General features: G+C 73.3%; 22 protein-coding genes and 1 pseudogene. 12 read left to right on the top strand and 11 right to left on the bottom strand.

Annotated elements, in window-relative coordinates; all coding sequences use genetic code 11:
• The first annotated feature begins 84 nt into the window (after window positions 1–84).
• Window positions 85–2,772, top strand: a complete 2,688-nt coding sequence (locus tag FRAQA3DRAFT_RS31110; protein WP_009399285.1) for an AAA family ATPase — start codon at window positions 85–87, stop codon at window positions 2,770–2,772.
• A gap of 74 nt (window positions 2,773–2,846) precedes the next feature.
• Here FRAQA3DRAFT_RS31110 and FRAQA3DRAFT_RS00990 read toward each other — a convergent pair whose 3' ends face one another.
• Window positions 2,847–3,608: a class I SAM-dependent methyltransferase gene (locus FRAQA3DRAFT_RS00990; protein ID WP_009399284.1), complete on the bottom strand. Its 762-nt coding sequence runs from the start codon at window positions 3,606–3,608 to the stop codon at window positions 2,847–2,849.
• A gap of 111 nt (window positions 3,609–3,719) precedes the next feature.
• Window positions 3,720–4,598 (bottom strand): TIGR03621 family F420-dependent LLM class oxidoreductase, encoded by an 879-nt coding sequence (locus tag FRAQA3DRAFT_RS00985; protein WP_009399283.1) that lies wholly within the window; start codon window positions 4,596–4,598, stop codon window positions 3,720–3,722.
• Between the two features lie 203 nt (window positions 4,599–4,801).
• On the opposite strand from FRAQA3DRAFT_RS00985, the gene FRAQA3DRAFT_RS00980 reads away from it, so the two are divergent.
• Entirely contained in the window at window positions 4,802–5,467 is a 666-nt protein-coding gene (locus tag FRAQA3DRAFT_RS00980; protein ID WP_009399282.1) for a YdcF family protein, read from the top strand.
• A 242-nt stretch (window positions 5,468–5,709) separates the two neighbouring features.
• Here the strand turns inward: FRAQA3DRAFT_RS00980 and FRAQA3DRAFT_RS00975 are convergent, their stop codons facing one another.
• Window positions 5,710–6,864 (bottom strand): RNA-guided endonuclease TnpB family protein, encoded by a 1,155-nt coding sequence (locus tag FRAQA3DRAFT_RS00975; protein WP_009399281.1) that lies wholly within the window; start codon window positions 6,862–6,864, stop codon window positions 5,710–5,712.
• 101 nt (window positions 6,865–6,965) lie between these two features.
• Between FRAQA3DRAFT_RS00975 and FRAQA3DRAFT_RS00970 the strand changes: the two genes are divergently transcribed.
• Window positions 6,966–7,358: an RNA-binding S4 domain-containing protein gene (locus tag FRAQA3DRAFT_RS00970; protein WP_009399280.1), complete on the top strand. Its 393-nt coding sequence runs from the start codon at window positions 6,966–6,968 to the stop codon at window positions 7,356–7,358.
• A 23-nt stretch (window positions 7,359–7,381) separates the two neighbouring features.
• Here the strand turns inward: FRAQA3DRAFT_RS00970 and FRAQA3DRAFT_RS31105 are convergent, their stop codons facing one another.
• A complete protein-coding gene (locus FRAQA3DRAFT_RS31105; RefSeq protein WP_009399279.1) occupies window positions 7,382–8,080 on the bottom strand; it encodes a TetR/AcrR family transcriptional regulator in 699 nt (232 codons plus the stop codon).
• 464 nt (window positions 8,081–8,544) lie between these two features.
• Between FRAQA3DRAFT_RS31105 and FRAQA3DRAFT_RS00960 the strand changes: the two genes are divergently transcribed.
• The 6 genes from FRAQA3DRAFT_RS00960 to FRAQA3DRAFT_RS00935 all read left to right on the top strand — a co-directional run bounded on the left by FRAQA3DRAFT_RS00960 (window position 8,545) and on the right by FRAQA3DRAFT_RS00935 (window position 13,601).
• Window positions 8,545–10,137, top strand: a complete 1,593-nt coding sequence (locus FRAQA3DRAFT_RS00960) for an MFS transporter (protein WP_009399278.1) — start codon at window positions 8,545–8,547, stop codon at window positions 10,135–10,137.
• A gap of 433 nt (window positions 10,138–10,570) precedes the next feature.
• Window positions 10,571–11,167 (top strand): hypothetical protein, encoded by a 597-nt coding sequence (locus tag FRAQA3DRAFT_RS00955; protein ID WP_009399277.1) that lies wholly within the window; start codon window positions 10,571–10,573, stop codon window positions 11,165–11,167.
• On the top strand, window positions 11,167–11,658 hold the full coding sequence (locus FRAQA3DRAFT_RS00950; RefSeq protein WP_009399276.1) for a hypothetical protein: 492 nt from the start codon (window positions 11,167–11,169) through the stop codon (window positions 11,656–11,658). Before FRAQA3DRAFT_RS00955 ends, FRAQA3DRAFT_RS00950 begins: the two co-directional genes overlap by 1 nt.
• A gap of 42 nt (window positions 11,659–11,700) precedes the next feature.
• On the top strand, window positions 11,701–12,246 hold the full coding sequence (locus FRAQA3DRAFT_RS00945; protein WP_009399275.1) for a hypothetical protein: 546 nt from the start codon (window positions 11,701–11,703) through the stop codon (window positions 12,244–12,246).
• A gap of 38 nt (window positions 12,247–12,284) precedes the next feature.
• On the top strand, window positions 12,285–12,605 hold the full coding sequence (locus FRAQA3DRAFT_RS00940) for a hypothetical protein (protein WP_009399274.1): 321 nt from the start codon (window positions 12,285–12,287) through the stop codon (window positions 12,603–12,605).
• 159 nt (window positions 12,606–12,764) lie between these two features.
• Window positions 12,765–13,601, top strand: a complete 837-nt coding sequence (locus FRAQA3DRAFT_RS00935) for an ATP-binding protein (RefSeq protein WP_198287005.1) — start codon at window positions 12,765–12,767, stop codon at window positions 13,599–13,601.
• A 59-nt stretch (window positions 13,602–13,660) separates the two neighbouring features.
• Here the strand turns inward: FRAQA3DRAFT_RS00935 and FRAQA3DRAFT_RS00930 are convergent, their stop codons facing one another.
• From FRAQA3DRAFT_RS00930 to FRAQA3DRAFT_RS38320, 3 genes and pseudogenes are all read right to left on the bottom strand, one after another.
• Window positions 13,661–14,605, bottom strand: coding sequence for a universal stress protein (locus tag FRAQA3DRAFT_RS00930; protein WP_009399272.1), 945 nt, complete (start codon window positions 14,603–14,605; stop codon window positions 13,661–13,663).
• Window positions 14,606–15,247: 642 nt separating this feature from the next.
• The gene (locus FRAQA3DRAFT_RS00925; RefSeq protein WP_369809437.1) at window positions 15,248–16,057 is read right to left on the bottom strand and encodes an RNA-guided endonuclease InsQ/TnpB family protein; all 810 of its coding nucleotides are present in this window, start codon (window positions 16,055–16,057) and stop codon (window positions 15,248–15,250) included.
• A gap of 342 nt (window positions 16,058–16,399) precedes the next feature.
• Window positions 16,400–16,462, bottom strand: a pseudogene (locus FRAQA3DRAFT_RS38320) (hypothetical protein); the annotation flags it as partial.
• Window positions 16,463–16,685: 223 nt separating this feature from the next.
• On the opposite strand from FRAQA3DRAFT_RS38320, the gene FRAQA3DRAFT_RS00920 reads away from it, so the two are divergent.
• Window positions 16,686–18,455, top strand: a complete 1,770-nt coding sequence (locus FRAQA3DRAFT_RS00920) for a GAF domain-containing protein (RefSeq protein WP_009399271.1) — start codon at window positions 16,686–16,688, stop codon at window positions 18,453–18,455.
• Window positions 18,456–18,564: 109 nt separating this feature from the next.
• On the opposite strand, the gene FRAQA3DRAFT_RS00915 is transcribed toward FRAQA3DRAFT_RS00920, so the two are convergent.
• Window positions 18,565–19,941, bottom strand: coding sequence for an ABC transporter permease (locus FRAQA3DRAFT_RS00915; RefSeq protein WP_009399270.1), 1,377 nt, complete (start codon window positions 19,939–19,941; stop codon window positions 18,565–18,567).
• A 189-nt stretch (window positions 19,942–20,130) separates the two neighbouring features.
• On the opposite strand from FRAQA3DRAFT_RS00915, the gene FRAQA3DRAFT_RS00910 reads away from it, so the two are divergent.
• The gene (locus tag FRAQA3DRAFT_RS00910) at window positions 20,131–20,763 is read left to right on the top strand and encodes a TetR/AcrR family transcriptional regulator (RefSeq protein ID WP_232291852.1); all 633 of its coding nucleotides are present in this window, start codon (window positions 20,131–20,133) and stop codon (window positions 20,761–20,763) included.
• A 28-nt stretch (window positions 20,764–20,791) separates the two neighbouring features.
• Here the strand turns inward: FRAQA3DRAFT_RS00910 and FRAQA3DRAFT_RS37950 are convergent, their stop codons facing one another.
• The 3 genes from FRAQA3DRAFT_RS37950 to FRAQA3DRAFT_RS00895 all read right to left on the bottom strand — a co-directional run bounded on the left by FRAQA3DRAFT_RS37950 (window position 20,792) and on the right by FRAQA3DRAFT_RS00895 (window position 23,178).
• On the bottom strand, window positions 20,792–20,926 hold the full coding sequence (locus tag FRAQA3DRAFT_RS37950) for a hypothetical protein (RefSeq protein ID WP_255346988.1): 135 nt from the start codon (window positions 20,924–20,926) through the stop codon (window positions 20,792–20,794).
• A gap of 310 nt (window positions 20,927–21,236) precedes the next feature.
• Complete coding sequence (locus tag FRAQA3DRAFT_RS00900; protein WP_009399267.1) at window positions 21,237–21,974, bottom strand: DUF427 domain-containing protein; 738 nt, start codon at window positions 21,972–21,974, stop codon at window positions 21,237–21,239.
• A 40-nt stretch (window positions 21,975–22,014) separates the two neighbouring features.
• A complete protein-coding gene (locus FRAQA3DRAFT_RS00895) occupies window positions 22,015–23,178 on the bottom strand; it encodes a PP2C family protein-serine/threonine phosphatase (RefSeq protein ID WP_009399266.1) in 1,164 nt (387 codons plus the stop codon).
• Between the two features lie 442 nt (window positions 23,179–23,620).
• Between FRAQA3DRAFT_RS00895 and FRAQA3DRAFT_RS00890 the strand changes: the two genes are divergently transcribed.
• On the top strand, window positions 23,621–25,143 hold a 1,523-nt coding region (locus FRAQA3DRAFT_RS00890), incomplete at its 3' end, for an LCP family protein (RefSeq protein ID WP_009399264.1).

Here is a 25,143-nt window from a genome sequence, read left to right as displayed (position 1 = left end):
CCGGACATTCCTAGGATTCGGCGGGAGTGGCCACGTCCGGCCGCATCGTCGGGGCCGCGCGGGGCACGGTGGGAGTGGACGAGGTTGGCACACGACGGCGTGCTCGCCCCCGTACCCACGGGTGCGGGGGCGTTCGTCGGCCGCCGGGAGGAGCTGGCGCTGCTGGCCCGGCTCACGGCGAAGGCGGCGGCCGAGCGGCGCCAGGTCGTCGTCGTCTCCGGCGAGGCGGGGATCGGCAAGACGTACCTGTGCGAACGGGCCGCCGCGCAGGCCGAGCAGGCCGGCTTCCGGGTCGAGTGGGGACGCTGCTGGCCCTACGGCGGCGCGCCGCCGCTGTGGCCCTGGCCGGCGGTGCTGGCGGCGGTGCTGGCGGCGGTGAGCGGCATGCCGGGCGGCCATCCGCTCGCCGAGGGGCTCGGCGACGAGTCGGCCGCCCCGGAACGGTTCACCCGTTTCCAGGCGGTCGCCGATCTGCTGACGCGACGGCTGACCGACCGGCCCACCATGATCGTGCTGGACGACGTGCACACCGCCGACGCCCCTCCGGCCAGCACCATCGACCCGGCCAGCGCCATCGGCGCAGGCGGTTGCGAGGGGCGCCCTACCGGTCAGGACCTGGCCCGGACCGTGCTCGCCATCACCGGCGGTAATCCGCTGTTCGTCAGCCGGGTCGTCGCGCACGGCTCCCCGCAGGCGGGCCTTGCCGGCGTGGAGCAGGCGGTGGCGGACAGCATCGACCGCCTGGACGCGGACGGCCGCCGAACGCTGGCCCTGGCCGCCGTGCTCGGCCGGACCGTGGCCGTCCACGATGTCGCCGCGCTGGCGGGCCGGCCCGTCGACGCCGTCCTCGACGCGCTCGCCGAGGCGCGGCGGGTCGGGCTCGTCGAGCCGGAGGGCGCCGACCGCTTCCGGTTCGGGCATGACGTCATCCTCAGCGCCGCCGCCGCGACGCTGCGTCCGCGGGAACGCCTCGACGCGCACGCCACCGCCGCCGCCCTGATCGGCGCGTCGGACCGGGCGGACCGGCTGACGCTGCGCGCCCATCACGCCCTGCAGGCGGCCGCCCGTTCCGGCGAGGATGCGCAGCGCGCGGTGGTGGCCTGCCGGGCCGCCGCCCGGTACATGCGCCGCGGCTTCGACTACCAGCAGGCCGCGGCCCTGCTCGACGCCGCCGTCGCCGTGTCCGATCCGTGGCCGGCAGCCGCGGGCCGGGCCGCGCTGCTCGTCGAACGGGCCGAGGCGATCCTTGCCTGTGGCCGGCTGTCCGCCGCCCGCGAGGCCTTCGCCCGCGCGGCCGATGCCGTCGACGGGGCCGACGACCCGAACCTGCTGGCCCGTGCGGCGCTGGGCCTGGGCGGCGTCTGGCTCAACGAGCACCGCGATCCCATCGACCGCCGGCGCGTGCTGGCCCTGCAACGCGCCGCCCTCGGCGCGCTGGCCGACCCTGCCCGCGCGGCGGAGGGCTCCGGGGCGGCGAGCGACCCGTCCCGGCGGCAGGGGGCGTCGCTGCGGGGGCGGCTGGCGGTCCGGCTCGCCGCCGAGTCGGTCTACGACGGCGCGACGCCCGCGCGGGCGCTGGCGGCGCTCGCGGAGGTCCGGGCGACGGGCGACGCCCCGGCCCTGGCGGAGGCGCTGTCGCTGACCCATCACGCGATGCTCGGACCCGAGCACAACCTGGTGAAGCTGGCCCTCGTGCAGGAGCTGCTCACGGTCGCCGCCAGCGCCGGGGACGGCATGCTGGCACTGCTGGGACTGCTGTGGCGGACGGTGGACCTGTTCCATCTCGGCGACGCGCGGGCCGAGCGGTCGCTCGCCGAGCTGCGGGTGCGGGCCGACGCCCTGGCCTGCCAGAGCGTCCTCTACATCGTCGCGGCGATGGACGTGATGAGGCTGGTGCGCGCGGGCCGGCTGGCGCAGGCGGCGGCCGCGGCCGGCACCGTCCTGGAGTTCGGCCTGGCCGTCGGGGACGCGGACGCCGAGGCGTTCTACGGCGCGCAGCTCGCCAGCATCCGCTGGATGCAGGGCCGCGACGGGGAGCTGCTCGACCTCGCGGCCGAGGCAGCCGCCTCCCCGACGCTCACCGCGGGCGACTTCGCCTTCGCCGCGGGCGCCGCGATGATGGCGGCCCGCGCCGGCCGGCTCGACGAGGCCCGCGCCGCGCTGCACCACCTCGTCGCCCTGGCTCTCGGCGATGCCGACGCAGCCGTGCGCCACCACGAACGCGCCGTGGCCGCGAACCGGCGGTTCGGCAACCGGCCGGGCACCGCCCTGTCCCAGGTCGACCTCGCCGACGCGTTGACCACGCGGGCCGGCTCCGGGCGCGGGCGCGGACGCTGCTGGCCGCCGCCCACGCCGAGGCGGTGGCGATGGGCCTGCCGGTCCGCGCCGCCCAGTGGGCCGCCCTGCTGCGCGCGGCCGACACCGAACTCGCCGGCATCACGTCCGCCGGCATCACGTCCGCCGGCATCACGTCCGCCGGCATCGACGCCTCCGGTACCCACGCCGAGACGGCCGCCGGGTCTTCGACCCCTTCGGCGGCCGAGGCCGACGGCGACACCGAGCGAGCCGGCAAACTCCAGGCCGACTGGGATGCCCTGGCCGAGCACCTGCGCGCCGTCGTCGGCCTCGGCGGGCGCAGCCGGGCGTTGCGCACCTCAGCCGAACGCGCCCGCACGGCCGTACGCAAGGCGGTCAGGCGCGCCCTGGACGCGATCGCCGCCGCCGACCCCGATCTCGGCGCCGAGCTGCAGGCCACCATCACCACCGGCCTGACCTGCCGCTACCTCCCGGCGGCGAGCGACCCACGCCACTGGACCGTCCGCCGCTGACCGCCCCGGCGCGTCAAGTCAATCGTGCGGGCGGCGGGCCTCGATGAGGAAGCGGGTGGTGCGGGCGGTGAACGGGCCGGTCGCGCGGATCCGCTCGTGCAGCTCGGCGAGGCGCTCGCGGTAGCGCTCGACGGTGAAGCCGGGAACGATCCAGACCACCTTGCGCAGGAAGTAGATCACGGCGCCGACGTCGCGGAACTCGGTGTGCAGCGTCTCCATCCGCAGGTCGACGACCGCCAGGCCGGCGGCGTGGGCGGCGGCCCGCGCGCCGTCGGGATGGCGGCGGCCGCGGGCCGAGGCCGGCTGCGGGCCGAGGAAGTACTCGGTCAGCTCGCCGACGCTGGCCGGGCCGACCTGCTGGGACAGGTAACCGCCGCCGGGCCGCAGCACCCGGGCGATCTGCGGCCAGCAGGTCGCCACCGGGTGCCGGCTGACGACGAGGTCGAACGTCTCGTCGGCGAACGGCAGCGTGTGATCACCGTCCGCGGCGACGAGGTGGACGCCGCGGGGGTGCAGCGCCGCTGCCGCCCGCACGATGTTCGGCGGCCAGGACTCGACGGCGACCGTGCGACGGGGCAGGTGCGGCACCCCGGCGAGCATCTCACCGCCACCGGTCTGCACGTCGAGGGCCGCGTCGGCGCGGGCCATCCGCTCGCTCACCAGGCGGGCGTACCCCCACGACGGCCGCTGCTCGCTGGCCCGGCCATCGAGCCAGGAGAAGTCCCAGCCGTCGACGGGCGCCGCGGCCTCGTCGACCAACTCCTCGAATCCGCGCGACATCGCCCGATCGTGGCAGACCGCTGGACCGATGGCGACCGAGTTTCGGCCGGCGCACGATCACGCTCCAGCCAGCCCACGACCGCACGCGCGGACGCGGGGCCGGTGGCGCGCTCAGTCGCGGCGCAGCGCGGCGATCACCGGGGCGAACGCCTCCAGGGCGGGCTGCAGGACGGTGAAATAGGTGATGCCGAACCGCTCGCGCAGGCCGCGCACCTGGTCGGCGATCTGCTCGACGGTGCCGGCCAGCAGCGTCGGGACCGTGGGGATCTCCTCGGCGCTCAGGTGCCGTAGCCGGGGCACCCACGCCGCCAGCGCCGCCTGCCGGTCGTCGGTGACCGTGACGGCCTGGAAGAGCAGGTTGCGCTCAATCTCGCCGGCCCGCTCGCCGGCGACCTTGTCGAAGAAGGCGACCCGCTCGGCGAACGCGTCCCCGGACAGCGGCCGCAGGTTGCCCGGGTTCGCCGGGTCGAAGGCGGCGGCGGTGAACGCGGCGATGTCCGCCCGGCGCGCCGCCAGCGTGAGCATCCGGTCCCCGTTGCCGCCGACGACCAGCGGCACCGGCCGCTGCACCGGCTGCGGCGCGGCGGCGGGATCGGCCAGCACGCCGTACACCGCGTCGATGACCCGCTCGAGGGTGTCGACGCGGTCCTTCGCGGTGCCGAACGGGATGCCGGCGGCGGCGAACTCCTCGGCCACGTAACCCGTGCCGACCCCCAGCTCCAGCCGCCCCGCCGTCAGCACGTCGGTGGTCGCGACGTCGCGGGCCAGCAGAGCCGGGTTGTGGAAGGCGGCGTTGAGCACGAACGTGCCGACCCGCAGGCCGGTGGCGGCACCGGCGGCGACAAGCGCGGGGAACGGCGCGGGCAGGCCGAGATGATCCGGAACGAGCAGCACGTCATAGCCCAGCTCCTCGGCCCGGCGGGCCGCCGCGGACCACTCCCCCGGCGCCGAGACCGCAAGCATGTTCACCCCGAACCGGAACGGCCGCACGGTTCCTCCTTGTCCGGCCCAGCGTCCTTGTCTGACCCAGCGTCCTTGTCTGACCCAGCATCCTTGTCCGGCCCAGCGTCACCGCGACCCTACTGCGCCGGCGACCTCGACATGATCGTCGTCTGCTGTCAGCCGACAGGGACATCCGCCGCATCGCTTACGGAACCGACCGAAAGCGCCCAGGCCCGGTGTTGGATGGCCTCGTGACAGCGACCCGGCCCACCCGTGAGCGACCATGGGCACGACGACTGCGCGCCGTCGCCGCCGTCGCCGCTGTCGCCGCAGCCCCGGTCGCCGTCGCCGAGGCGCTGCACTGGCTGGCGTCGCGCCAGCTCCGCGGCGATGGACGCGCCCACCCGACGGGACGGGGCGCTCAGGCGGTCGTCGTCCTCGGCTTCCCGTCGACCCACGCGGGCGGCCTGCATCCGCTCCAACGCTGGCGCACCGAGATCGGGGTGCGTTCGCTCGCCCCGGACGCGGGCAGCCGGCTGATCTTCACCGGGGGTGGTCCGCCCGGCGCGGTGACCGAGGCGGAGGCCATGGCCGGGTACGCGCGCGAGACGCTCGGCGTGCCCGCGGAGAAGATCCGGCTGGAGACCGCGGCCCGCAACACCTGGGAGAACATCACGTTCGCGCTGCCGTTCGTCGAGTCGGCGGACACGGTCACGATCGCCTCGGACCCGCTGCACGCGGCGCGCGGGCGCCGGTACCTGCGCCGGCTGCGGCCCGAGCTCGCCGCCCGGGTCGTGCCCGCCGACGACTACCGGTTCCTCGACCACTGGTGGCTGAAGCTGCCCATCGCCGGCTACGAGATCGCCCGGGCGGTGCTGCGCGCGGCCCAGCGCCACGCACCCGCCCGTCCGGCCTGACGTCGCCCGTTCACCGGGCCCCGGTCCACCGGCAAAGCGGAGCCGGGGCGGGCGAAGCGGATCCGGCGTGGGGGGCGCTCACCCGTCCCGCCCGATCGACCAAAGCCCGGCGGGCGCCCCGCGCGGTTCGTAGAGTCGCGCCTTGACATCCTCCCCCGCCTGAAGGCGGGGGATTCCAAGGCTCACGCCCCGGGTTTCCTGCTTCCTCTCCCGAAGGGAGGTTCCGACAGATGCCTCACCAGCTACCGCTGGTCCGGTCTTACTCCATCTCCACAGGCAGCAACCGCCAGCCCGGCCGCCGGGATCATCTTCGCCGCGTTGACGTCCCGGTCGTGGCGCACGCCGCACTGGCGGCACGTCCACTCCCGGACGTCGAGCGGCTTGGGCCCGTCGATTTTCCCGCAGGCCGAACAGGTCTGGGACGACGGGAAGAACCGGTCGATCACAACCAGGTCCCGGCCGTACCAGCCGACCTTGTACTCCAGCATCCGGCGCAGTTCGCCCCAAGCCGCGTCCGAGATAGCTCGGGCAAGACCGTGGTTACGGATCATGTTACGGACGGCGAGATCCTCGATCACGATCGTTTGGTTCTCGCGAACGAGTCGAGTGGTGACCTTGTGCAGACCGTCGCGCCGCCGGTCCGCGATCCTCGCGTGGATACGGGCGACCTTGACCCGGGCCTTGGCCCTGTTCTTCGAACCTTTCTCCTTCCGGGACGGCTCCCGCTGCGCCCGGGCCAGCATCACCCGGTCTCGGCGCTCGTGCCTCGGATTGCTGACCTTCTCGCCGTCCGAGAAGGTCAGCAACGCTGCCAGGCCCGCGTCCACACCCACCTGGGCGTCGACCGGTGGCAACTCGCTGACCACAGTCTCGGCGAGGATCGACACATGCCAGCGGCCCGCCGGATCGCGGGACACAATCACCGTCGACGGCTCCGCGCCGTCGGGCAGCGGACGAAACCAGGCGATGGCCAGCGGCTCGGACATCGTCGCCAAGATGAGCCGGCCATCCTTCCAACGGAACGCCGACCAGGTGTATTCGGCGGACGGCCGGGACTTCCGCTTCGACTTGAAGGTCGGGTAGCCCGCACGCTTCGCCCAGAAGTTCGTGAACGCGACCTGGAGATGCCGCAGGGCCTGCTGGAGCGGCACCGACGACACCTCGGGCAGGAAGTCCAGACCCTTGGTTTTCTTCCAGTCGGTCAACATGGCCGACGTCTCGACATAGGTCACGCGGCGCTGCTCGCCGTACCAGGCCCGGGTGCGTTCTTCGAGGGCCTTGTTGTAGACGAGCCGGACGTATCCGAACGTCCGGTTCAGTTCGTCGACCTGGACAGAGGTCGGGTAGAAGCGGTAGCGGTACGCCCGCTTCACCGCCTCCGCCCGCGCCAGGCTCACGTTCTACGGCCTTGCCGTGTGAGGGGTTGTCCGCCCATGTTGCGTTCCGCTTCGCCGTTTCCTCCCCGCCCTGGAGGACGGGATCTCCACGGCGGTTCCCGATGACGCCGCCGGAGGACTCCGTCCGGGCCGACACGTGGATCTGGTGCGTGCGGCTGGTCAAGACGCGCTCGCAGGCGACGGAGGCCTGCCGGGCCGGGCACGTCCGGCTCAACGGCGAACGGATCAAACCCGCGCACCTGGTCCGTGCGGGCGACGAGATCCGGGTCCGGCTGGGCGGGCGGGAGCGGATCGTCGTGATCACGAAGGTGCTGCGGAATCGGGTCGGGGCGCCCGTGGCGGCCGAGTGCTTCGTCGATCACAGCCCCCCGGTGCTGCGCGATCCGACCCCGGCGGTGGCCGTGCGCGACCGGGGCGCGGGGCGGCCGACCAAGCGCGACCGGCGGGTGCTGGAACGCCTGCGCGACCAGTCCCGCCCGCCGGGGCCGCCCTGACCCGCCGACGACGGGTGCGTAGGTCAGCCGAGGGACGTGGTGGTCACGGGCGGATCGGCCCGTGCCGCGGGGCCGGTCCCGACGGCGCCGGTCCCGACGGCCGGGGAAAACGCCTCGGTCAAGCCGGCTGCGCCGCGGACGAGCCGCTGGGTCGCCTGGAGCAGGCGGTCGTCGGTCAGCTCGTAGTCGTGGCGGAACGCCTTGTCGAAGGCGTGCATCGCGGTGAAGAACAGCACCGCGGTCGCCTCCACGTCGTCGACCCGGTACGCGCCCGCGGCGACGCCGGCGGCGAGCAGGGCGGCGATCGCCTCGACGAGGCGATGGTGGGCGGCATGATGGCCGGGGTCCACCACCCCGGCGCCCTCCCGCAGCTGGGCGGACTCGCCCGGCAGATGGGCGAACAGCACGTCCTGCAGCCCCTCCTCCACCCGGAAATGCTCGAAGCAGACGAGAACCGCCGCGTCGAGCTTGCCCGGCCAGTCCGGCCGCTCGGCCGCCGCGGCGGTGACGTGCGCGGCGAACTCGATCGCGTACTTCTCCTGGAGCGCGAAGACCAGCCCCTCCTTCGAGGGGAAGTACTGGTAGAACAGGCCCTTCGAGACCCCGGCCCGCCGGGTGATGTCATCGAGGGTGGTCGCCGCGACGCCCTTGGCCATGAACATCTCGGCCCCCGCGGCCAGCAGGTCCGCCCGCCGCTCGTCGGCCGGTTTGGTTCTGGGCATCGACCCACCTCCATTCCACGCAGCCCATGATACGAATGCCGACTGACCGTCAGTCAGTCGATTGACTGACGGTCAGTCGGTTCGTACGCTTCTCCCGGCGACGCACCCGTTCCGCCCGGGCCCGGGAAGGACATGCACCAGCCGCGGACCTCACCGGCTGCGGCTTCAACACCAGCTGCGGCTTCAACACCAGCTGCGGCTTCAACACCAGCCGTGGCTTCAACCAGCCGCCGACTTCGGCGCCGCCCTGTGCGGAGAAGGCGCGGCGTCGCCACGTCACCCCAGACCGTCGCGAAACGTCAGACAATCACCGCCTGGCGTTCGCGGGCACGCCGGCCGTCCCGGCGGCCCGGGACGCCGCACCGGCACCGACGCACCCGGCAGACCGCCGCGCCCAGCAAACCGACGCGCCCAGCAAACCGACGCACTCGACAAACCGACGCACTCGGCAACCAGGGAGAACCATGGATCGGAAGTGGTGGACGCTGCTGGTCGTCTGCGGCGCCACGTTCATGCTGCTGCTCGACGTCACGATCGTGATCGTCGCGCTGCCGGAGATCCAGAGCGGCCTCGACGCCGGCTTCGCCGACGTCCAGTGGGTCATCGACGCCTACGCCCTGACCCTGGCGGCGCTGCTGCTGACGGCCGGCTCGCTCGCCGACCTCTACGGGCGCCGCCTGCTGTTCACCATCGGGTTCACGATCTTCACGGCGGGGTCGCTGCTGTGTGGGCTCTCGCAGTCGGCGATCATGCTGATCATCTCGCGGGGTGTGCAGGGCGTGGGCGGCGCCGTGCTGTTCGCGACGTCGCTGGCGCTGCTCGCCCACAGCTTCCGCGGCCGCGACCGGGGGATCGCCTTCGGGGTGTGGGGCGCGGTCACCGGCATCGCCACGTCACTCGGGCCGATCCTCGGCGGCCTGATCACCAGCGGGATCAGCTGGCGGGGCATCTTCCTGGTCAACGTGCCGATCGGGATCGTCGCCGTCGCCCTGACGGTCTGGAAGGTCGAGGAGTCCCGGCCGCCGGCGGCGCACCGGCCCGACTGGCCCGGTTTCGCCGTGCTCACCGCCGGGCTGGTCGGTGTGGTCTACGGCCTGATCCGGGCGGGCGAGACGGCCTGGTCGGACACCGGCGTCGTGGTCAGCCTGTGCCTGGGGATCGCGTTCCTCGTCGCGTTCGTCGCCGTGGAGACCACGGTCGCGCACCCGATGTTCGACCTGTCCCTGCTGCGCACCCCGACGTTCCTCGGCGGGTCGGTGGCGGCGGTCGCGATGAACGGCTCGCTGTTCGCGATGTTCGTCTACCTGGTCCTCTACCTGCAGAACGACCTGGGCTACTCCGCGCTCGAGTCGGGCGTGCGGCTGCTGATCGTGAGCGCGGGCAGCCTCGTCGCCGCGACGGTGGCCGGGCGGCTGAGCAGCGTGGTGCCGGCGCGGTGGCTCATCGGCCCCGGTCTGGCCCTGGTCGGCGTCGGCCTGCTGATCATGTCCGGCCTGGACGCGGGCAGCTCCTGGACGCACCTCATCCCGGGCTTCGTCCTGGCGGGCATCGGCAGCGGGCTGGTGAACCCGCCGCTGGCCTCGACGGCCGTCGGGGTGGTGCCGCCGGCGCGTTCCGGCATGGCGTCGGGCGCGAACACCACGTTCCGCCAGATCGGCATGGCGATCAGCATCGCCGCCCTCGGCTCGATCTTCGCGGCCCGGTTGGAGAGCGGCGTCAACAGTGCCCTGCGGGGGGTCCCGGCGCTGCGCGGGCAGGGTGGGCAGATCGCCGACACGCTGCGTCGCGGCGACACCGACCAGCTTTTCGCCGCCGCGCCCCCGAGCGCCCGCGGCCCGCTGGCCGGCGCGATCCGGGCCGGCTTCGCGGGTGCGATCAACGACCTGCTCATCGTCACCGGGGTCGTCGCGCTCGTGGGCGCGGTCTGCGCGCTGACCCTCATCCGCGGCAAGGACTTCGTCGCCCAGGGCCACGCCGGCCCCGCCCCGGCCGGCGGCACCCCAGGGGATTCCCGGACGCCCTCAGCCGTCGGCTCCGAGCCGCGACCAGGCGGCTGACCAGCCCCCGATGCTGCGCGACCGGCCCCGCCCGCCGGGGTGACCCGGACCGATCGCCGGCTGCCGGGAAGCCGGCGCACCCCGGTCAGGATGCTCCGACGGCGCAGCTCACACGGCGGAGCCGCCGCGGCTGCAGTACGCAAGAGGCCGCCCACATTGAGACGTCACACAAGCGTGCGGACATTGCCGAGCCGCAACGAGAAACTTGCGCCCCAGTCAAAATCCCCCCAAATCCCCCACCGAGGGATCGGAGCTTTGGAACTACCAGAGCCACAGAAGGCGGCGCCACCACCCGGACAGATACCGCCGTTCTTTCCGCCGGTACCGCCGCTACTCGACACCGGCGATGTAGTAACTTACGTGATCATATAAAGGTAATGGCTGACACGATGACGTCCAGAGATGCGGACGGCATCGTGGACGGGGGCAGCACATGACCGATCGTCCTGTTTCGTCGTCCGACATTCTGCTGGCGGTTCTTCCGCAGCTCGATCGGGCAGAGTTGCTGCTCAAACAGCTGCGGACGAGCGGGCGCAAAGAAGAGGCCGCGCTGCGGGTCGCGCTGTTCGGCGTCGACCGGCTTCGCCAGGTGCTCGACTCCGTGGTTCGCCAGATCGACGATGACGACCTGGCCGAGCAGATCGCCGTCTACGAGCTGATCGCGGACCAGTGCGCGCAGATCACCGGTCACGACGTCCGGTCGGTGTACCCGGCGTTGCTGCGCCTCTTCGGGGAGGAGGATCCGGTGATCACCGCCAACCTGGAGGAGCCCGTCCCAGCCGTCGTGACCGCGCTGCGGGCCGCGGTGGTCCGGGTGACGGCCACGTATTCCGGACAGGGCAACCGGGGCCGGGACCAGCGCGGCGAGCGGGTGGTCGAGATCTTCTTCGGTGCCGGCCCAGCCGGCGTGCGCTCCCGGCGGGTCGTGGAGGAACTGCCCTGGGAGAAGCTGCCGGAGCAGGTCCGCGAGCGGATTCTCGGACACGGCGAGCCGAACGTGGTGTTCGTCCTCTACCCCGGAGCGAAGTGATGCCGATCCCGCTCGCCTGGCTGGTGCTGATCGGCATCGCCGGTGTTGCCGCCGCCGTTCTCATCACCACCTGGACGAAGGTGCTGCATTGGGCGACGGAGAGTTTCCTGCCCTGGGTGGAGGAGTATCTTCCGGAACTGGCTTCGGCCACCCGGTCCGCGTTCGTCGCGGTCGACAAGGTCGCCTCGCCGGTCCTCGCGGCGACCAAGAAGGCCTGGTGGGAACTGCGCCAGTGGCTGCTCAAGCAGGTGATTGACATCGAGCGGCTGTCGAACAGCACGCGCTGGGTCGTGCGCATAACCTCCTGGGTGCGGGAAGGGCTCGACGCCTTCGACACGGAGCCGGCGATCCGGCGGGTGGTCACCGAGCAGGTCATCTCCCACGAGGACCTGCCGCAGGAGGTGCGCGAACAGCTGCTACGCACGGGAACGGCCAGCCATACCTTCGACGCGACGGCGGTTCGCGACAGTGAACTCGGACTGGAAACATAGACGGCCGGGACCCGAAAAACAGGGCAGGAGGCCTGCACAGTCATGACACCGACAGGAGAGCTGGTGGCCGTGGGTCGCGAGGACGCGCGGCGAGCGCCGGTCGAACGGATCTCGGAGAAGGCGCCGGCTATCCGGCGGGGCGCGGAGAAGAAGGTGAAGGCGGTGACCGCGGGACTTCTCACGGCGGCGGCGGCTGCGGCGGCGCTCGCCGTCGCCCTCCTTTTCTGGCGACGTCGTTCGGCGCCGGCCGGCTCACCCCTGTCGGCACTCGTTCTCGACGCGCTGCAACACGACTGGTCGCGGCGGGTCGGTACCAGCGCCGACGACGTGCGCGAGGCGGTGCTGCGCGGGGCGCCGACCGCGGCGTCCGACCGCCTGCGCGCGCTGGTCGGCGATGTGGAGGTCGACTTCACCTTCGACGAGGGCGCGAGTCCGGTCCACGTCGTCGCCCGCTGTGCCTACACCGACGGCAACACGATCACTGCCACGCTCGAGCGGCCGTGGGAGAACGTTCCCCAGGAGATCAGGGCCGAATACCTGCGCAGCGGCGAGAAGAAGATCCACCGCCGGTGGCGGCCACCGCAGTGAGGGCACGCTGAGCGCGGCCCGTCAGGGGGAGACAACAGATGATTATCGTCGTCGGCATCCTGGCGGCGCTCGCCGCGCTCGTCACCGTCGCGCTGATCCGGGACGTCAAGCTCGCCGTGGCCGCCTGGCTGCGGGACCGCGGGCTCGCCGCCAGCGCGTTGATGAACGTGCTGATCCGGCTCGACAAGGTCGGCTCCCGCGTGCGGGCGTCCCTGCGGATCAAGGCTAGGCGGCAACCACGGGCGACCGTCGTCCTCGACGAGACCTACTCGATGAAACAGATCAAGGACAGCGGGCTGTTGAGCGAGCTGAACCGCCGTGGGCACGCCCAGGTCCTCGACCTGCTCGATCTCGCCTAGAGGGACGGACGCCCGATGCCGCTCAGATGGGCCATGGAACGGCCACCCGGATCCGGGGACGGCGCCTTGGGAGGCGGACAGCCGGAGAACGGATCCGGGGGCGGGAACACTCCCGCCTTCACACCCGAGACACCCAGAAGGGCGCTCGCGGACCTGATCGTGCCCGATGTGGTGCGCGAGCGGGTGCTGTCGGTGCTGAGCCTCATCGAGAACCACGAGACACTCTTCGTCACCTGGAACCTGGCGAAGATCGACCCGTACCGCCGGGGCGTCGCCATCAACCTCTACGGCCCCTCGGGCACGGGCAAGTCGCTGTGCGCCGAGGCCATCGCGCACCAGACCGGCCGGCCGTTCATCAACGTCAACTACGCGCAGATCGAGTCACGTTACGTCGGGCAGACCCCGAAGAACATCGAGGCCGCCTTCGATGCCGCCCGGGACGCCCGCGCGGTGGTCATCTTCGACGAGGCCGACGCGCTGCTGGGTAGCCGGCTCAGCAACGTCACGCAGAGCGCCGACCACGCGGTCAACATGTCCCGCACCACGATGCTGCGCCAGCTGGACCTCTTCGACGGCGTCGTGGTGTTCACAACGAACTACCCGAAGAACTACGACGCGGCGTTTGTCCGCCGCATCCTCGCGCACGTCCGCTTCGAGCTACCGGACCTGGAGACACGACTGCGCCTGTGGCGGCACATGCTGCCCGACGAACTCCCCTGCGCCGACGATGTCGACAGCGAGATCCTCGCCCGGGAGTCGGACGGCCTCGCCGGCGGTGACCTCGTCAACGTCGTCGTCGCCGCCGCGACCATCGCCGTCAACCGCCCGGCGCAGCGCCGGGTCCGCCTGGCCGACTTGACCGCCGAGATCGCCGCCGTCCGCCGCGCCCGCGCCGAGGTCGGCAAGTCCCCGCCCGACGCCCGCGTCGTCTCCTGGGAGCCCGCCCCGGCGGGGATCGCCCCGGACGAGGCGGGGACCGCGGGCGGAGTCTCCTAGCGTTCCGATCCCTCAAGGCTCAGACGCTCGCAGAGCCGCCGCGCTGCCAGACGGCTCGCTCAGCGGATGGGGTCGGGGATGACCGCGACCGGGCAGCGCGCGTGGTGCACGCACTGATGCGCGACCGAACCCAGCAGCAGGCCGGTGAAGCCGCCGTGCCCACGGGCGCCGAGCACGAGCAGCCGGGCGTCGGCGGCCGCGGCGAGCAGGCTCTGCGCCGGCCCGCCGAGTGCCAGCCGAGTGTCGAGGGAGACGTCCGTCCTGTCCGCCGGCCCCCTGTTCGCCAACCCGCTGTTCGCCAACCCCCTGTTCGTCGGCCCCCTGTTCGCCAACCCCCTGGTCACACAGTCGTCGAGGACGGCGTGCGCGGCCTGCTCGAGCGCCGCCCGGTCGCGCGCGCCGCGGTGACCGGGGTGCAGCAGCGGCGCGGGCTGCCAGGCGTGCACGACCCGCAGCGGCGCCGCGTGCAGCGCCGCCTGCTCGGCGGCCCAGCGCAACGCGGCCAGCGACGCCGCCGACCCGTCCACGCCGACGAGCACGGGCCGGCCGCTGTCGTCGTCCTCGGCGGTCCGGCCGTCCGCCCGGACGACGACGACCGGCCGGGTCGCCTGGTGCAGGCAGGCCGCGGAGACCGACCCGACCAGGTACCGGCGCAGCCGGCTGGCCCCCCGGTAGCCGACGACGATCATGTTCGCACCCGCGCCCGCCGACAGCAGCGCCTCGACGGCGTCGGCATAGACGGCCCGCTCGGTGACAGGGACCGGCCGGCGCGGGTCCTGGGCCCGCTGGACGCACTCCCGCAGCAGCGCCAGGGCGGTTCCCTCGATCGTGTGCGGACCGGGCGCGTAGGCGCGGTCGAGCACCTCGCGCGGGCAGTCGTCCGGGGTCCAGGCGAGGATCGCCTCGAGGCGGTCCCGACGCAGCCACGCCTGCCCGGCGGCCCAGCGCAGCGCCGCGTCGGCGTCCCTGGACCCGTCCACTCCCACCACGATGCAGCCCGCCACGACCAGCTCCAGATCCTCGGGCCGGCTTCCCGGTCTCCCTTCCAGGGTGCCTGTCCCGGCCCGGGCCGGCGAGTGCGCTGCGGGCCCCGTGGGGGAGCCGAACGGCCCGCCGCCCGCGGTACGTTCGGCCGCTACCTCCTCCCCGTTCGGGGGATACCGTGCAGCCGCGGGCTACCACCTTTTGGTTGGCCCGATCGGGGCAGACAGTCCCCTCCCGCCGCGTCGGGCGGGGCGGCGGCCCGTCCGGGGCATGGTCCGGCGACGCGGCCGGCTGCGGCGGAATCCGCACCGCACGCCCTGGCAGCGAGGGTTGACGGGCCGCCAGCGGAACCGGTCCGTGGCCGGCATGGTCCACATCGCACGGTAGGAAAGCTCCACGATGGGTGCCGAAGGTCCCTGGGCGCCGGGGCGGGACGGGGCCGAGCATGGTGGATGACGGATGACCCGCCGCCGGTCGGCCCCGGGGGCGTCGGCGCCGACCGCACAGCGGCGCACGGCGCACGGCGGATGGCGAATGGCGCGCGGCGGCTCGCTTGGTGTTCGGCCCGCCGGTCCGCACCCAGGCGCCGGTTGGCCGATCCGGTGGACAGGAGGCTGCCCGTTGACATCCTCCCCCGCGTGAACGCGGGGGGATTCCAACTTCTACCCATCCACCGGAGGGGGTGCGCAGTGTGGAGGTTCGCGGTTCACGGGCCGCCCATCGGCGTTGCCTCCCCGCGCAGTCACCCACGTGGTTGCCCACTGAGGTCCCAGGGCGATGTTGCGGGCCGCGTTCACGTCGGCGTTCGCCTGCTGCCCGCAGCCCCGGCAGCCGAAGGCGGCTTGGTTCTCGCGCGCCTGGCGGTCCCGAACCCCGCAGGTGTTGCAGGTCTGCGACGTGTACGCAGGATTGATTTTCTCGACCCGGCCGGGGGCTTTCTGTTCCAGCCGTTGGACGAGCAGTCCCCAGCCGTGGGCGAGAATGCTCCGGTTCAGCCCGGCTTCCTGCCGCACGTTCCGTCCCGGTTCGACGATGCTGCCCCGCGCCGATCGGGTCATGGTCCCGACCGGCAGGTCCTCGACGCGGATCAGGTCGTACCGGCGGGCCAGGCTGGTGCTGGTCTTCTCGACCCAGTCCTTGCGCCGGTCGACCTCCCGGGCCTTCACCCGGGCGATCCGCGCGCGCAGCCGGGCCCGCCGGTTCGGGCCGCGTCGCACTCGGGCGAGCCGGTGTTGCAGGCGGACCAGCCGGGCGTGTTCGCCGGGCCGCAGCCCGGGGCAGTGCAGCATCTCCCCGCTGCTCAGTGCGGCCGACACGGCCACGCCCCGGTCCACCCCGACGACCCCGCCGGTACCCGGCGCCGGGATCGGAGCGGGCACGGCGGCGAACGCCACCTGCCAGCGGCCCGCCCGGTCCCGCGTCACCCGGTAGGAACGGGCGTCCGGAACGGCCCGGGACCGGCGGAACCGCACCCACCCCACCTTCGGAATCCGCACCGCCGACCAGCGGCGGTTCAGGACGCGCACAGCGGCGGGTTGCACCGCGACGATCCGGAAACCGGCCGACCGGCCGACCGGCCGCGTTTGCGCCACGACGGCCGGCGGTGCGAACCCCGGAAGAAGTTCGCCATGGCCGTGGCGAAATCCCGCAACGCCTGCTGCTGGACGGTCTGCGAACCAGCCGCCAGCCACGGATTCTCGCGGCGCGCCTCGGTCAACTGGCGGGACTGCTCGTGGTGGTTCGGGCGCCGGGCCGCGGCGCGGATTCCACCACGACTGCTGTTCGGCGGCGAGGTTCCACACGTACCGCGCATGCCCGCAATGGTCTCCCAGCACCGCCGCCTTTTCGGCGGTCGGACAAAGCCGGTACCGGGACATTTCTCAATTCTACGACAAGGATATCGACCGATGAATAAGATGAGGCGACGTTTCCTCCTCGCCGTGAACGGCGGGGTCTCCACGCCGCAATCCCGATGACGTGGGGCCCACCACGGACGGATGGCCGCCGCCGGGACCCGCGGCCCATCCTCACCGGGAACGGTTCGGCCGCGATCAGGACGACGGCCGCCGTCCCGGGCGGATCGGTTATCGTCCTGGAAGCATGGAGTCCGAACGGGACCTCGCCCCGGCCGGCGCAGGGGCCTCCGGGGCGGCCTGCGGGGAGACCTCCCCGCCAGGGTCGTCGGGAGACCTGATCTTCCCCGCTGTCGCTCGGCTCGAACTGGACGAGCTTCTCTCCCAGCTGGTGGAGCGGGCCCAGGATGTGCTGGCCACCCAGGGCCGGCTGCGAGGTCTGCTGCGGGCCAACCGGATGGTCACCGCCGACCTCAGCCTCGACGTGGTGCTGCGCCGCATCGTCGAGTCCGCCTGCGAGTTGGTCGACGCCCGCTACGGCGCGCTCGGCGTCATCGCCCGCGACGGTCACCTCGAACAGTTCATCCACGTCGGGATGGACCCGGGCCTCGTCGAGGCGATCGGCCGAACCCCCCGCGGCGACGGTGTGCTCGGCCTGCTCATCGCCGAGCCGGGGCCGGTGCGCCTCGACGACATCGCCGACCATCCCCGCGCCGTCGGCTTCCCCGCCGGGCATCCGCCGATGCGGGCGTTCCTCGGCGTGCCGATCAGGGTCCGCAACGAGGTCTTCGGCAACCTCTACCTGACCGAGAAGCGCGGCGGGCGGATCTTCACGGCCGAGGACGAGGAACTCGTGCTCGCGCTCGCCGCCAACGCCGGCGTGGCGATCGACAACGCCCGCCTGTTCGGCGAGGCCCAGCACCGCCAGCAGTGGTCGCAGGCGTCGGCGGACATCACCCGGCACCTGCTCGCCGACGGCGACGACCCGTTGGAGCTGATCGTCCAGCGGGCCCGCGACGTCGCCCGGGCGGACACGACCGCGCTGGCCCTGTGCGACCCGACGGCGCGGGAGCTGTCCTTCGACGTCGCCGAGGGCCACGACGCCGACCTGCTGCGCGGCGAGCGGGTGCCGCTGGAGACGTCGCTGGCCGGGCGGGCGGTGCACGACCGGGCCCCGCTCGTCGTCGCCGACGTGCGCACGCTGGGCGGCTCCGAGGTCGACAAGCTCGACGTCGGTCCGATCATGATCGTGCCGCTGATCGCCTCGCAGGTCACCTCCGGGGCGCTGATCCTCGGCCGGCGCCGAGGCAGCGGCCTGTTCAGCGACGAGGACCTCGAACTCGCCGCCGCGTTCGCCGCCCACGTCGCGCTCGCCCTGGAACTGGCCCGCTCGCGGGCGGCGCGGGGCCGGCTGTCGCTGCTGGAGGACCGCGACCGGATCGCCCGCGACCTGCACGACCACGTGATGCAGCGATTGTTCGCGGTGGCGATGGGCCTGCAGGGCCTGGCCGCCAGCGAGGAGCGGGCGGCGCGCGCGGAGCGGATGAGCACCTACGTCGAGGATCTCGACGAGACCGTGCGGGAGATCCGCCAGACCATCTTCGAGCTGCGCGGCCGGTCCACCCCGGCGACGGGCAGCGGGCTGCGGGCGCAGATCCTCGGCATCATCGACGACATGGCCGGCGCGTTCGGCTTCACCCCGCGACTGCACCTCGACGGGCCGGTCGACACCGCGATCGACGCGGCGGTCGGCGACCATCTCATCGCCGTGGTGCGCGAGACCCTGTCGAACGCCGCCCGCCACGCCCACGCCCGCGCCGTCGAGGTGACGGTGAGCGCCCTGGACGGCCGGGTGAGCGTCGACGTGGTGGACGACGGGGTCGGCATGGGCCCGACGACGCGGCGCAGCGGGCTGGCGAACCTGCGCGGCCGGGCCGAGAGCCTGGGCGGGACCTTCGCCCTGGAGCCCGGCCCCGCCGGCGGCACCCGGGTGCGCTGGTCGGTGCCCACCGGCTGAACCGACGCGGCCTCTCGGGCCGGCGTCGCCCCGGGAGGCCGCCGCCCGCGCCCTCCCCCGCGGGCGCCACGGGGAAGGGGCGGGGCGGGATCGGTGGCGGGATCGGACGTCAGGCGCTGCCGCTGCCCGCCGCCGCACCGGAGACGGCGGCCGCGTCGGACTCGGCCTCCTCATCGGCGAACTCGTTGTCGCGGAACTCGTTGTCGCGCACAGCCCTGCCGGGAAACTCGTTACCGCGGGACGCGTTGCCGCGGGACTCGTTGCCGCGGGACTCGTTGCCGCGGGACTCGTTGTCCCCCCGCCCCGGGCCCTCGCTCGTGGTGACGTGGTGCGGACGGGTACCGGCGGCGGCCTCGGCCTGTTCGGCCTGGCGGGCCGCCATCGCCGCGCCCTGCGCGGCCAGCATCATCGACACCGGCTTGCCGCGCTCGGCCCGCAGCCGGTTGCGGCGGTTGAAAAACGGCCGGCCGAGGGCGGTCAGCACGATGCCGACCGCAGCGTAGACGCCGATGATCGTCGCGCCGCGGCCGATCCCGGGCCCGACGCCGTAGACGATGTCGCGCAGCACGTCGAGGACACCGGTGCCGAACACGTACGGGTGCAGCCACTTGAACGGCTCGGGCACGAACGAGGCCGGGAACGCCCCGCCCGACGCCGGGATGTTGAGGAACACGAACAGGATGAGCGCCGCGCCGGTGACGAAGCGGCCGATGAAGTAGGACAGGCCGTTGACCACCAGGCCGACCGAGATCGTCGTCACCCAGCCGAGCAGCCACAGCGACAGGAAGTGGCCGTGCACCGCGCCCACCACCGGACCGGCGAACAGCGTGCCGAGCAGCGAGAACACGAAGCCGGAGCCGACGATCAGGCCGAGGCGGACGTGGTGTTTGAGCGTCTGGCCCATCATCCCGATGAACATGCCGACCATGTAGCCGGCGATGATCCAGACCAGCGCGATGTAGAAGCCCGAGGTGCCGTAGGAGTCGTGCTTGGGCAGCGGGGCGAGGTCGTCGACGGCGAGGGTGGTGCCCTCGGCCGCCGCCACCGGGGCGAACGTCTGCTGGACGACCTCGGCGAGCTGGAACTGGGCGCCGCTGGCGACGAGCAGCCGGGCCGGCTGGTTCGCCGCGCCGGGGGTGAAGGCCGCCGCCAGGTCGCCGTCGCGGACGTCGCCGCGGGCGTCGTCGACCGAGCCCGCCACCGAGACCGACAGCATGCCGTTGCTGGTGCCCTCCAGCCGGTCGGCGAGGGTCGCCGCCGCCGGGCCCGTCCCGACCACCGCGACCTTGATGTCCTTGGGCGCCGGCTGGTGGAAGGCGTTGACGTAGCACAGGCAGAAGGCGATGACGAAGACCAGCGGCAGCCAGAGCTGCAGGCCGATCAGCTGGACCGGCGGCGAGAGCCGGGAGTACTGCCGCCGGAAGCGCATCCACGGGCCGAGCCCGGTCGAGGGCGCCCCGGTGGGCGCCAGTGTCTCCGCAGTCATTGATCACTTTCCCGCGCGTGAAGACCGATGGGAGGTACAGGGACCAGCGGGCCGGCCGCTGTGCCCGGGACAACGCCGGGGGCTCGGTTCGCTGGGGAGTCCGACCGGAGGTCGCAGTGAGACTTTAGCTCAAAGATGAGACTCAGTCCAACATCTGAGCCGCGATACCAGATCTGGTATCCTCGGCCCGTGGTGAAGAACCCCGCGTCAGTCCCCGACAGCGCCGCAACCCCGGCGCGCGGCACCGATCTGCGCAGTCGGACGAGACGGGCGCTGCAGGCGGAGATCACGGCCGTCGCGTTCGACCTGTTCGACCGGCAGGGCTTCGAATGCACGACGATCAACCAGATCGCCGCCGAGGCCGGCCTGTCGCGCAGCAGCTTCTTCCGCTACTTCGCCACCAAGGAGGACGTCGTCCTGCTCGGGGTGGAGGAACGCGGCCTGGTCCTGCTCGACGCGCTCGCCGGCCGGCCCGCGGACGAGACGCCGTGGCAGGCACTGCGCCAGGCGCTCAACGCGATCATCGGGGTCAACGCCGAGAATCCCGAGCGCGCCCTGCGGCTGTCCCGGATGATGGTCGACACGCCGTCGTTGCAGGCCCGCCAGCTGCAGCGGCAGAACAGCTGGCAGCGGTTGCTCGCCCCCGAGCTCGCCCGGCGGCTCGCCATCCCGCCGACGGACACCGCCGACCCGCGCCCACGCGCGCTGGCCTCGGCCGCGCTCGGCTGCTACGACGCCGCCCTGACGGTGTGGCGCGACTCCGACGGGACGGCCGATCTCGCCGCCCTGCTCGACCAGGCGATGTCCGTCCTGACCGGCTGACCCCCGCGCCCCGCCGAGCCGACGCGGTTCAGGCGGGCAGCGCGCCGCGGGTCCGCGCGGGTAGCGCGTGGTGGCCCCGCGCGGGAAGCACGCCGGGGTCGTAGTCGTGGAGCCAGGACGTCGCGCGCTCGTAGACCCGGGGGAAGACCACGGGCATGATCACGTTGCGCCTCCGTCGGGCGATCGGTCCGGCGGGCACGCCCCGGAGCAGGCCTGGCGCAGCCTCGTCACCGCGACGGACATGCTGCGCGACCACCTGGAGTACCTGCGCGAGCGCGGGCACGAGCTGCCCGGCGACCCCACCCTGATCGCCGCGGCGATGGGCGGCCTGCTGTCCACGCTGGCGCTCGCCCTGCTGCGCGCGCCGACGCCGGCCTACTCCGACGCCGAGGTGCTCGACGCCGTGACCGGCCTGCTGCTCACCGGCCTACGCGGCCCCGCGGCCGCCCGCTCGACGGGCCGGCGGCCGGCGGTCAGGGACGCGTGGGCACCCCGTCGACGGACACCGTCACGCGCTCGTCGTAGAAGCAGACCAGGCCGGCGATGCGGGCGCTCTCCGGCAGCGGCGTGCGGTAGGTCCAGACGACGTCGTCGTGCCGCGTCCCGTCGACCTCCACCGAGAAGTACTCGGCGTTGCCCTTGTAGGGGCAGCGCGTGCGGGTGTCCGAGGGGCGCAACAGCTCCTGGCGGACGTCGACGAGCGGCAGGTAGTAGCGCGGCGCCAGGCCGGTCTCGAACAGGACGACCGGGCGGTGGGAGTCGGCGACGACGACCCCGTCGATCTCGACGCGGACGTGCCGGGAGCTGGGCAGCGCGTCGATGCGCGTGTAGGGGCTGCGCGGGTGGACGTAGACGGGCTCGTCCTCCTCCAGCCAGCGGTCCATCGCGTCCCAGTCGAGGCGGACCAGCTCGCGCAGCCCCTCCATCGGGGACTGCGGGTACGCCCAGGCCGCCGCCGGCGCGGTGCGCCCCTCGACGAGCACGTCGTAGTACACGGCGTCGCCGCGGCTTGGGGAGTGCTCCGTGCGGGCGGTGGGGACCAGCTCGGCGACGACGTCGCCCCGCGGCAGGTAGTAGGCGGGATAGTGCGGGTTCTCCCAGACCAGCGCCGGGCTGGTGGTGTCGGCGACCAGCCGCCCCCCGAGGTAGGCGCGCACCCGCTTGCGCCCCTGCTCCAGCCGGACCCGGCCCCGCGCCTGCTGCGTCGTCATCGGATCGCCTCCCGTCACCTCGCCGTGGTGGCGCTGGGCGTCATCGGCGCCCTGGCGAGAAACCCGCGACGGACCGGGAGCCTTCCCACGCCCCGGCCGGCGCCCGCCACGGCCCGTCGTCGCCCACCCGGGTGGGCTGATCCGCGACGGGGGCCACGGCCCACGCGGGCGGGGCGAACTCGGCGGCCAGCAGGGCGACGTCGTCCGCCAGCGTCGCCTCGGTCCAGCGCCGCAGGGCCGCGACGAGGTCGGCCAGGCCCGCGTCGAGCCGCCGCGCCGGCCCGAGGGCGGCCTGGGCGGCCGGCAGCACCGGGAAGAACTCCCGGGTCCGGGGGTGGCGGGCCTCGGCCAGGCCGTCGGTGTAGAACAGGATCCGGTCGCCCGCGACGAGGTGGCCGCGCACGACGGTGGTGCCGGCCGCGCCGAGGCCGAGCGGGGTGCGCCGCCCGGTCGCGTCGAGCAGGCGCGGCGCGCCCCGGTGCAGCAGCACCGGGTCGGGATGACCCGCGTTGACCATCTCCAGCCGGGCGCCGTCGACCTGCGCGAACACGGCGGTGACGAAGTCCTCCGGCCCGCCCGAGCGGACCACCTCGGCGTCGAGGGCGGCCACGACCTCCTCCGGATCGGCCAGGTGGCGGGCGACGACCCGGAAGGTGGCCATCACCCGGCTGGCGAGCCGGACGGCGTCGAGTCCCTTGCCCCGGGCGTCGCCGACGAGGATCCGCACCCCCCAACGGGTCTGCGCCACCTCGTAGAGGTCCCCGCCGACCCGGGCCTGCGCGGCGGCGCTGTCGTAGTTCACGGCCAGGCGCAGATCCCCCAGTCGGGCGGGGACCGCACCGAGGATGGCCCGCTGCACCGCGTCGGCGACCCGGGTGACGTCGCGCAGCCGGGTCTCGCGCCGTTGCCGGTCCCGGCTGGCCGCGACCGCGATCGCGCCACCGGCGGCGATCACCGCCAGCCGGATCACCTGGGCGGCGAGGCTCTCGTGGCCGACCCCGGTGTAGTAGCCGAGCGGGATGGCCTGCAGCGCGCCGAACAGCAGCGCCGCGACGGCGTACGCGGCGGTCACCCGCGGCCCGGTCAGGGCCGCGGCGAGCAGCGGGCTGATCACCAGGCTGGTGATGATCACATATCGCCGGTCGCCGACGAGGTCCATGACGACCACGGCGAGCAGGACGACCAGGGGGATGAGCGAACGCACCCAGCTCGCCTCGGACGGGGGCCGAGGCCGCCGCGCGACGGCACGGCGGCCCGCTGACCATTGGTCACGAATCACTACTATGAGTATGCGTGCCCGCGGCGGGGTGGGACTCCGACCGCCCGGCGACCGACACCGCGGCGGGGTGGAACTCCGTCGACCGGTTCCGCTGGGCGTTGCGCCGCCTGCTCGACGGCTACGCCCACGCCTGACCGGCCTGACCTCGCCTGCGGCGGAAAGCAGCGTTCGCCGAAACGGGTGACCCGGCCGGGACGTCGTCAGCGGGGGTGATCAGCGAACGAATCCCGGCACGGTACCGCCCCCATGGCGCCACGTATACGGGGAAAGCATCCGACACCCCTCAATGTAAGCCATCCGCCCATACGTGTTACTTTCCGCACTACGTCGGACCCTGCCCGCAGGGCCCCTCGAGGAAAGGCGGGAAGTGACCGCACCGCACCTGCAGCACGACGCTTTGGACAGCATGCGGGTCCTCCCGCCTCGGCTGGATCCGCGGGGGACGGGACCCGGCCGGTCGGGACGTGGCTCGGGGCCCGGCGGCCCACCCCCGCGGCGCCGGCGCGGGCTGCTCGCCTTCCTTTCCTTCGTCTCCTGCTGCGTGCTCGTGGTCACGGTGGGCGGCTGGGCCGCGTACTCGTTCATCAACGGCAAGGTCAACCGGATCGATCTCGGTCTCGGCTCGGACGGCGGCTCCAGCGGGGTGGGGGTGGCGAACTACCTGCTGGTGGGCACCGACAGCCGGGCCGGCCTCGAGGGGCAGCGCTCCGACACGACGATCCTCGCCCACCTGGGCAAGGACGGGACCACGACGATGGTCTCGTTCCCCCGCGACATGTACGTGACGATCCCCGAGTACACCGACGACGCCGGCAAGCACCACGCGGCGACGAAGGACAAGTTCAACGCGGCGATCTCCGCGGGCGGGCCGTCCCTGCTGGTCAAGACCGTCCAGAGCCTCACCGGCATGCAGGTCGACCACTACATCTCCATGGATCTGCAGGGATTCAAGCAGATCACCGACGCCATCGGGGGCGTCGAGGTGTGCATCAAGCCGTCGAACGCACCGCCCCAGCGCTTCCAGGACGACACCGGTCGGTGGCGGGTCAGCACGAACACCAACGACCCGATGAGCGGCTTCCGGGGCGGCCCGGGGACCATCCAGGTCAACGGGGACCAGGCGCTGGCCTTCGTCCGCCAGCGCCACGGCCTGCCCGCCGGCGACACCGACCGGATCAGCCGCCAGCAGCAGTTCATCGGCGCCATGTTCCACAAGATCATGAACGGTGACACGCTGTCGAACCCGATCAAGATCGAGCGGCTGCTGTCGACCGCGGCGGGCGCGCTCACCCTCGACGAGCACACGAAGCCCCGCGACCTGCTCAGCCTGGGGACCCGCATCAAGGGCCTGACCAGCGGCGGGATCCGGATGCAGACCGTGCCCACCCACGCCCCGACCCGCGCCGAGGGCGCCATCGACGACATGGGCGACATCCGCCTGCACGGCACCCGCGCGTCGGTGCAGTTCTACCGGCCCGACGACCTGCTGCGCATCGTCGAGCCGCTGGGCGGCCGCGTCGAGGGCGCCACCTCGTCGACCGACGCGGGCGCCGGCGCCGGCGCCGGCCCCTCGCTCGCCCCGGGCGCGATCGCCGCCCCGTCACAGGTGCGGGTCGCCGTCTACAACGGCTCCTCCCGCTCCGGGCTCGCCTCCCAGGTCACCAGCGCGCTGACCCGCAAGGGCTTCCACGCGCGCAACGCCGGCAACGCCTCGGTGCTCACCCACGAGACGTCCCGGGTCGTCTACGGGCCGGGGCAGGAGGCCGAGGCGCGCACGGTCGCCGCGGCCGTGCCGGGATCGAGCGTGCTGGCCGACCCCAGCATCACCGGCGTCCAGCTCGTCCTCGGCTCCGGGTTCACCGAGGTCGTCACGCCGACCGCCGCGCCCTC

It is taken from the genome of Frankia sp. QA3 (assembly GCF_000262465.1).
Lineage (GTDB): Bacteria > Actinomycetota > Actinomycetes > Frankiales > Frankiaceae > Frankia.
Note: the sequence above shows the minus strand (reverse complement) of the source record. Positions and strands in the feature narration are given on the sequence as shown.